This is a genomic window from Pseudoflavonifractor sp. SW1122, assembly GCF_012027765.1.
Classification (GTDB): domain Bacteria; phylum Bacillota; class Clostridia; order Oscillospirales; family Oscillospiraceae; genus Enterenecus; species Enterenecus faecium.
Map to the genome: position 1 here is coordinate 35,833 of NZ_SJOS01000019.1, position 7,713 is coordinate 43,545.

Consider the following 7,713-nt stretch of genomic DNA (forward strand, 5'->3'; position numbering starts at 1 on the left):
CTCCGCCCACCGGGGCGGAGCGGTACAGAAGGGGAAGGGCTTACACGTTGTGCTTCTTCTTGGTCACAGCCAGAGCCAGAGCGACGGTGCTGACCAGGGCCAGAGCTACCCAAATCTGAATCATGGCCTCGTCGCCCGTCTGAGGCACGTTCTCGGGCTTCTCAGTGGCCTGGGGCTTGTCGGTGGTCTCAGGCTTCTCAGAAGTCTCGGGCTTGTCGGTGGTCTCGGGAGCGCCACCGGCGGTGAGGCCGTCCATAGCAGCGGACAGAGCGGCCACGGCGTTGTCCACGGTGGCCTGATCGTCCTCAGAGAGGGTCTCGTCAGCTAGAATGGACTGAGCAGAGGCCAGAGCGGAGCGGAACATGGCCACGGACTCGGCGGTGTAGCCGGTCAGGTCGATGCTCTCAGCCTTGCCGATGAGGTCTTCCAGGATGGACTTGTCGGCCTTGTAGCGCTGGGCCAGGATGGCGTTCATCAGAGCCTCCACAGCGGTCTCCACATCGCCCTGGAGGGCATCGCCGTCGTCCATGACCTTCTGGCCGGCATTCAAAGCGTCCAGCAGCTCCTGCCAGTGGTCGGGCATGTACTTGCTCTGGTTGGCTACCATGGACTCAGCCTTGACGATGAGTACCTCCAGCATGGTCTTGTCGCCCTGCTTCAGGCCCAGGGACCAGATGCCAGTGAGCAGGTTGTCCCAAGCGGTGTTCACTTCGTCCTGAGTGGCGTTGGGGTCGTCCAGCACGGCCTTGGCCTCGTCCATAGCCTTCTGGAAGATGGCCACAGCGGAGTCCACCACGCCGGTGGTGTCCAGGGTCAGAGCGTAGTCATAGGTCTTTTGCAGCAGAAGCTTGTTGACCTCCTGGCCGGGCTCCTGAACCTTCTCCAGCTGCTCCACAGCGGCGTTGAGGGCGGTCAGAGCGTTGTCCACCTGGGCCTGAGTGGCCTGGTCATTGGCCAGGACAGCCTGGGCGTCGGCCAGAGCGGCGGCAAACACGGTCCAAGTCTCAGCGGTGTAGTCGGCTTCCTTCAGAGCGGAGGCCTCGTCCACGGCGGCCTGGAGCTTCGTCTTGTCCACGGTGGGCTCGGTGCCGGAATCCACCTCAAACTCGGCGGTGATGACCACGTCTTCCGCGGGCATCAGGAAGCTGGTGCCCTCCATCACGGTGTCGTTGTACTTCAGGGTGCCCTCCTTCAGGCGATAGCCCTCGTCGGGGGTGACGTACACGTTGACCTTGGCGCCCTCCTCGTAGTTGGCGGCGTCGGTGGTGATGGTGCCGTTGGCAATGCCGTCGGCGATGGTCAGGCTGTGGGTGCGCTCCACGGTGGCGGTGTCCACACCGAACAGGCGGCACTCATAGATACGAGTGGCGGCATAGGGCACGCCGGGCTGGCAGCCGTCGGCGATGTACAGACGGAAGTAGCGGGCGGTCACGGGCTCCTCGAACTCATAGGTGGTGATGTTCTCGGTGTTGCCCACGTACTCGGCCACGGTGACCCAGTTGGCGCTGTTGCCCAGGTAGGACTTGTCGTGGAGCTGCTCCTGGGTGGCGTTGGGGTCCTTGAGGACCTGCAGGGAGAAGTTGGAGGAGATGTCCAGCTCGTGCTCCACACCTGCGTGGACGGTCTGCCAGGAGGAGATGGTCTTGTCTGCGCCCAGATCGAAGGCGGCCCACTGGTTGTAGCGGGTGTTGTCGCCGGGGCACCACTTGGAGCCGTCCTCGCTCTCGTCGAAGAGGTTCTCCGGGCCGCCGCCCACGCCGGGATTGCCGGAGCCACCCAGAATGGCGGCGCCATAGGCCTGGTTGGTGGGGATAGTGGGATCCACATAGATGCGGTCGGTGACCTTCACTTCTACGGTGGCGAACACGGTGTCGTCATAGGCGGAGACGGCCTTGACGGTGACGGTGGGGGAGAGCTCGTTGGTATCCATGGTCAGGATGCCATTGAAGTTCATGGTGGTATTCTCGCCGGTGTTGCCCTCCACGGTCCAGATCACGTCGCTGAGGTTCTCGCCGTTGGCGGTGACCTGAGCGGTGAATTGGCAGGTGGTGCCCTGACGGACCTCCACGTTCTCATTGGGCAGAATCTGCACGGACTGGATGTCCGCGGCGCTGGTGTCCAGAGAGGTGACGTCGAAGTCGGCAATGGCATTCATGGCGGTCTCCACGAAGGCCTTCATCTTGCCGTTGGAGGGCTCAGCTTCCCAGGTGCTGTAGTAGATGTCAGCGCCGGAGCCTTCCAGAGCGATGATCTGATAGCGGGGGTTGCGGTAGATGCTCAGACGCTCATAGGCGGCCTTGGCCAGGTAGTAGCCGTGGGTCTGCACCAGAGGATCGTCGGAGGACTCCACCGCCATAGCGCCGCCGATGGCAGCGGCCATGTCGTAGAGCTTGTTGAAGGCGGGCTGAGCCTCCTCCACCAGCAGACGCTCCACGGGATCGTCGCTGTTTTTCAGAGCCTCCAGCTTCTCGATGGAGTCCACGATCTCATACATCTTCTCCATGAGGCTGGCGGCGGCGGTGGCGCTGCCACTGCCGTACTGAGCGTACAGACGGGTCAGCTCGGCGGGCTCATAGCTGGTGTTCAGGCTGCCGTAGACCACCTTCAGGGCCTGGGCCATGTCGGGGTCGTCGGGGAAGATGCCGTCGAAGCAATCCTCCCAGTTCTCCATGGCGTCAAAGGCGTTGGGGTTCCAGGTGTAGTCGGCAATGCCGAAGAACGCCACCTTGGAGGACTCGGAGTAGTTCATGGGGTTGGACAGCACGCCCTTGAGGCTGGTGGGGTTGGAGTCCAGGCTGTAGTAGTGGTTGATGGGGTTGGTGTAGTAGACGTTGTCCAAGTTGTCGTTGACAGGGTAGTTCCACCATAGCACGGGGTCCCGGCCAATCCAATTCTTAAAGGTGGTGGCAGAGGTGTTGCTGATGCTGGAGAACACGTCGCTGCCGGTGAAGCAGATCTCGATGTCCTCGTGCACATTGCGGAACTTGGGCATATAGGTGGAAGCGCCGCTGGAGCGGGTTGTGTACCAGGCGGGAGTAAAGAACAGGCCCTTTACATGGTCTTCCGCTGCAGTGCCCTCGCCGTTGTAGGTTTCATACAGACGCTCCTGGGTGGTGTTGAGCATGTAGATCTGCATGTCGCAGGTGCGGGCGGCCTCAGAGTTGGAGATGTCGTCCACGAAGATGCCGAACTGACGCACGCCCAGGTCGTACATATCCGCAAACTTGGCCATCAGGCGGTCCACGCCCTCATTGACGGTCTCCTCGTTGGTGAAGTCAATGGGCTTCTTCATGGCGGGGTGAGCCACCCAGACGAAGTCCACGTTGCACTCGGTGGCCTTCTCGGCAAACTGCTGCATCTCGCTGCGGGTGCGGATGCCGATGGCGGACTCTTCCTCGGTGACGGTCTCAGGATAGGGCTCGTCCCACTGACCCAGGTGATAGGGGTCGGTCTTGGGGCCGTAGAGGAAGATGTTCATCTTGTAGCGCTTTGCAAAGTCGAACCAGCTCAGAGTACCCTCCACGCTCCAGGGGTAGCCGTAGTAGCCTTCCACGCAGCCACGGTACTTCTGGAAGGAGTAGTCCTCAAAGGTGGAGATCTTCATCTGGCGGTCGGGGGTCTGCTCCAGCATCAGGTTCAGAGTGGCCAGACCGTAGTAGGCAGCGTCGCTGTCCTTGCCCAGAATGACGATGTCGCCGTTTTCAAACACCTTCACCACGTGCATGTCGTACTTGTTCTCGCCCTCGGTGAACACGTCCTTGGGCACACCCTCATAGGTGTCGGCGGCGTCGCCGGAGCCGTTGATACCCACATACAGGTTGGTGTTGGTCTCAGAGGCCTGGTCGGCAACCTGGGTGGTGTACCCGTTGTCGGTGAGGACCTCCTGGATGCGGTTGGCGGTGACGGTGTCGATGCCCTCACCCTGGATGACGTTGATGGTGTCGGTGAGGGTGATGGTGCCCTCTTCATCGGTCACCTTCTGGGGGGTGGGGTAGATGGTGTAGTTGCCGCCGGACACATCGGGGGTGTCATCCTTGGAGTTGTACACAGCCAGCTCAAAGATGGACACAGACTTCCAGTCGGCCTGGTCGTAGCGGCTGACGTACACCCGGAGATAGCGGCCCACGGCGGGAGCCTCCAGGGAGATGCTCTCGTCCTTGGTGGTAGGGTTGGAGTTGCGCTCAAACACGGTGGTCCAGCTCTCGGCGTTGTCAGACACCTCCAGCTTGTACTCCACGATGTTCTGCTGCTCCCAGGAGATATCCACCGTATCAAAGGTGGTGGTGGTGCCAAAATCAACTTGCAGCCACTTGGGGGCGGTGCCTGCGTTGTCGGCATTGGTGGCCCAGCGGGTGCTGGAGTTGCCATCCACAGCCTTGTCTGCGGTGAAGCTGGTACCGGACTCCACATCGTTGGCCGTGGCGGTCTTGTTCAGGGCCAAGTTGGTGTCGGCGGCAGCCTGAGCGGTCTGGGAGAGCAGTCCCAGGCCCGGCATACCGGTGGTGACCATGCATACCGCCAGGACCGCGCCTGTGATGCACTTCACGAGTTTGTTCAAGATTATTCCTCCTTTGTCAAAAATGCTCCTTTTCTTTCTTCCGTGTACTTGCTGTTTTCGCCTCCTACTGTTCAATTATGGTAAAGGGGGGCCTGAGGCCGCCCTGTTGCCATCTCTATCATACAAAGGAAAACCCCACCAAAACGCTGGAAAGGGAAAACAACACTCCAACACCTTGGGGGGAAGCCTCCAACTGTGCCTTGCAGTTCGGTACGGGGTTGACAATTTGTGAGGATTATGCGCTGGAAAAGGGGACGGGGGAAACGATACCCATTCCAGGCCTTTACCTACCTATTGTAGACCGGAGACTGTGAAAAGTCAACAAAAGAATCGAAGTAGGATGGAATTGAAACTATGCGAAATAGAAGGTGGTATATGAAAATTGTGAGGAATTATATGGAGAAGTGGAGACAAACTGGCTACATGGGTGCATTTTATTCCTCTTCTGGTAAAGGATAATTTTGCTGGGAGAGGTGGGGGGATTTTCGACATTTTTTAGGGAAAGGGTAGGTGGACATTTCTGTCAAAATCATGGTATATTATTCAACTGAGTGTAGACTCCATGAAAAAAGAAACTGAGAGGGAGATTCATTGCGTATGAGTAAACACGAACGAGAAAAACAACACCAGGTAGACGCCGACTATTCCCTGGAGGCGGTTCCCACCTCGGCCCGGAAAGGCTTTTGGAACATGTTCTTTGTCATGCTGGGCTTTACCTTCTTTTCCGCCAGCATGAGCGTGGGCGCCAAGCTGGGTAACGGGCTGGACCTGTCCGGCTTTGCCTGGGCCTGTCTCATCGGCGGCCTGATTCTCTCCGCCTACTGCGGCATTCTGGCCTACATTGGCTCCAGCACCGGGCTGAACATGGACCTGCTGTGCCGCAAGACCTTCGGTGAGAAGGGCTCCTACCTGTCCTCCGCCATTCTGGGCTTTACCCAGATCGGCTGGTTCGGCGTGGGTGTGGCCATGTTCTCCATCCCTGCTGCTGAGCTCCTGGGGGTCAATGCGTGGGCGCTGACCATCGTGGCTGGCCTGCTGATGACCGCCACCGCGGCCACCGGCATGAAGGCCCTGGAGATCGTCAGCTATATCTCCGTGCCCCTCATTGTGGTGCTGGGTATGTACTCCATGATCACCGCCACCGGAGAGGGCGGCGGACTCACCGCCATCTTCGCCCAGTCTGCCGGCGGCATCAGCCTGGTCACCGGCATTGGTTACGTCATCGGCTCCTTTATCTCCGGCGGCACCGCCACCCCCAACTTCATCCGTTTTGCAAAAAACAGCAAGATCGCGGTGTGGACCACTGTCATCGCCTTTTTCCTGGGAAATACTCTGATGTTCTGCTTCGGCGCTGTGGGCGGCGCCTTCACCGGGAAGGATGATATCTTCTATGTGATGATCGCCCAGGGTCTGGCTATCCCCGCCCTCATCGTGCTGGGCGCCAATATCTGGACCACCAACAACAACGCTCTGTACACCGGCGGCCTGGCCATCTCCAACGTCTCCGGGGTGCGCATGAAGTTCACCACCTGGATTGCCGGTATCGTGGGTACCGCCCTGGCCATCTGGCTGTATTGGAACTTCACTGGTTGGCTGAACATCTTGAACTGCGCGCTGCCCCCCATCGGTGCCATTGTCATTCTGGACTTCTTCAAAAACCGCAGCAAGTTCCGGGACGCCGATCGACGTGTGACCGTCAACTGGTTCAACATTGCCGGCATCGTGGTGGGCGCTGTGGCAGCCAACGTCCTCCCCTGGGGCATTGCCGCCATCAACGCCATGATTGTGGCGGCGGTGTGTTTCTTCCTGGGAGAACTGCTGGGTAAAAAACACAACTAAACAAACAGGGAGGATTTTACCATGCTCTTTCAAAAGCTTCACCTGGGCAATGCCCAGGACACGGTGGACATTCGAGTCACCGACGGCAAGTTTGCCTCCATCGCTCCCCACCTGGAGCCCCTGCGGGGTGAAGAAGTGGTGGCCGACTGCACCGGGAAGATGGTGCTGCCGCCCTTTGTGGAGTCCCACGTGCACCTGGACACCTGCCTCACCGCTGGCCGTCCCCGCTGGAACCTCAGCGGTACCCTCTTTGAGGGCATCCAGTGCTGGGAGGAGTACAAGCCCTCCCTGACCCATGAGGATGTGAAGGCCCGGGTCAACCAGGCCATCCGCATGCAGGCGGCCAACGGCATCCAGTATGTCCGCACCCACGTGGACATCAACGACCCCAAGCTCACCGCCCTGGAGGCCATGCTGGAGATTCGGGAAGAGGTCCGTGACTACATGGACATCCAGATCGTGGCCTTCCCCCAGTATGGCATTCTCAGCTACCCCAACGGGGCCAAGCTGCTGGAGCAGGCCCTGGAGATGGGGGCGGACGCCGCCGGAGCCATCCCCCACTTCGAGTTCACCCGGGAGTACTCCGTGGAGTCTCTGAATATCTGCATGGACCTGGCCGCCAAGTACAACAAGCTGGTGGACGTCCACTGTGACGAGATCGACGACGAGGCCTCCCGTGGTCTGGAGACCCTGGCCACCCGGGCCTATGAGATGGGCATGGGGGAGAAGGTCACCGCCTCCCACACCACCGCCATGCACAGCTACAACAACGCCTATGTCATCCGCCTGATGCGGCTTCTCAAGCTGTCCGGCATCAACTTTGTGGCCAACCCCTGCGTCAACGTCCACCTGGGTGGCCGCACCGACACCTATCCCAAGCGCCGCAGCATGACCCGGGTGAAGGAGCTCACCGATGAGGGCATCAACGTCTCCTTCGGCTCCGACGATATCTTTGACCCCTGGAATCCTCTGGGCAACGCCAAAATGCGGGACCAGGTGTTCATGGGCCTGTATGCGGGCCACATGCTGGGCTATGAGGAGATCGTCAACTCCTATCGCTTTGTCACCACCAACGCTGCCCGCACTCTCCACCTGGGGGATGCCTATGGCATCAAGGAGGGTAACGACGCCAACTTCATCATCCTGGACGCCAAGGACTGGTACGACGCTCTGAACTATGACGCCAACGTCCTGCGCAACTACCGCAAGGGCAAGCTCATTGCCAGCACCGCCCCTGTGGACAAGCAGGTGTTCTTCTAATTCTGATGGCATGAAAAATCCCACGGAGACCCATTCAGGGGTTCCGTGGGATTTTG

The 7,713-nt window shown here is 59.7% G+C and carries 3 protein-coding genes; 2 read left to right on the forward strand and 1 reads right to left on the reverse strand.

The genetic code is table 11. From position 1 onward, the window contains the following. Positions 1 to 40: 40 nt before the first annotated feature. Complete coding sequence (locus E0L15_RS06250; protein ID WP_168124945.1) at positions 41 to 4,558, reverse strand: beta-N-acetylglucosaminidase domain-containing protein; 4,518 nt, start codon at positions 4,556 to 4,558, stop codon at positions 41 to 43. Between the two features lie 597 nt (positions 4,559 to 5,155). Here E0L15_RS06250 and codB point away from each other — a divergent pair. Next, positions 5,156 to 6,397, forward strand: coding sequence for a cytosine permease (gene codB / locus E0L15_RS06255; RefSeq protein ID WP_087391287.1), 1,242 nt, complete (start codon positions 5,156 to 5,158; stop codon positions 6,395 to 6,397). Positions 6,398 to 6,418: 21 nt separating this feature from the next. Continuing rightward, positions 6,419 to 7,657: a cytosine deaminase gene (codA, locus tag E0L15_RS06260; protein ID WP_168124946.1), complete on the forward strand. Its 1,239-nt coding sequence runs from the start codon at positions 6,419 to 6,421 to the stop codon at positions 7,655 to 7,657. The last annotated feature ends 56 nt before the right edge of the window (positions 7,658 to 7,713 follow it).

Excerpts from the sequence above, each read along its gene's own strand:
- codA (WP_168124946.1), top strand. The coding sequence starts at position 6,419 with ATGCTCTTTCAAAAGCTTCACCTGGGCAATGCCCAGGACACGGTGGAC.
- codB (WP_087391287.1), top strand. The coding sequence starts at position 5,156 with ATGAGTAAACACGAACGAGAAAAACAACACCAGGTAGACGCCGACTAT.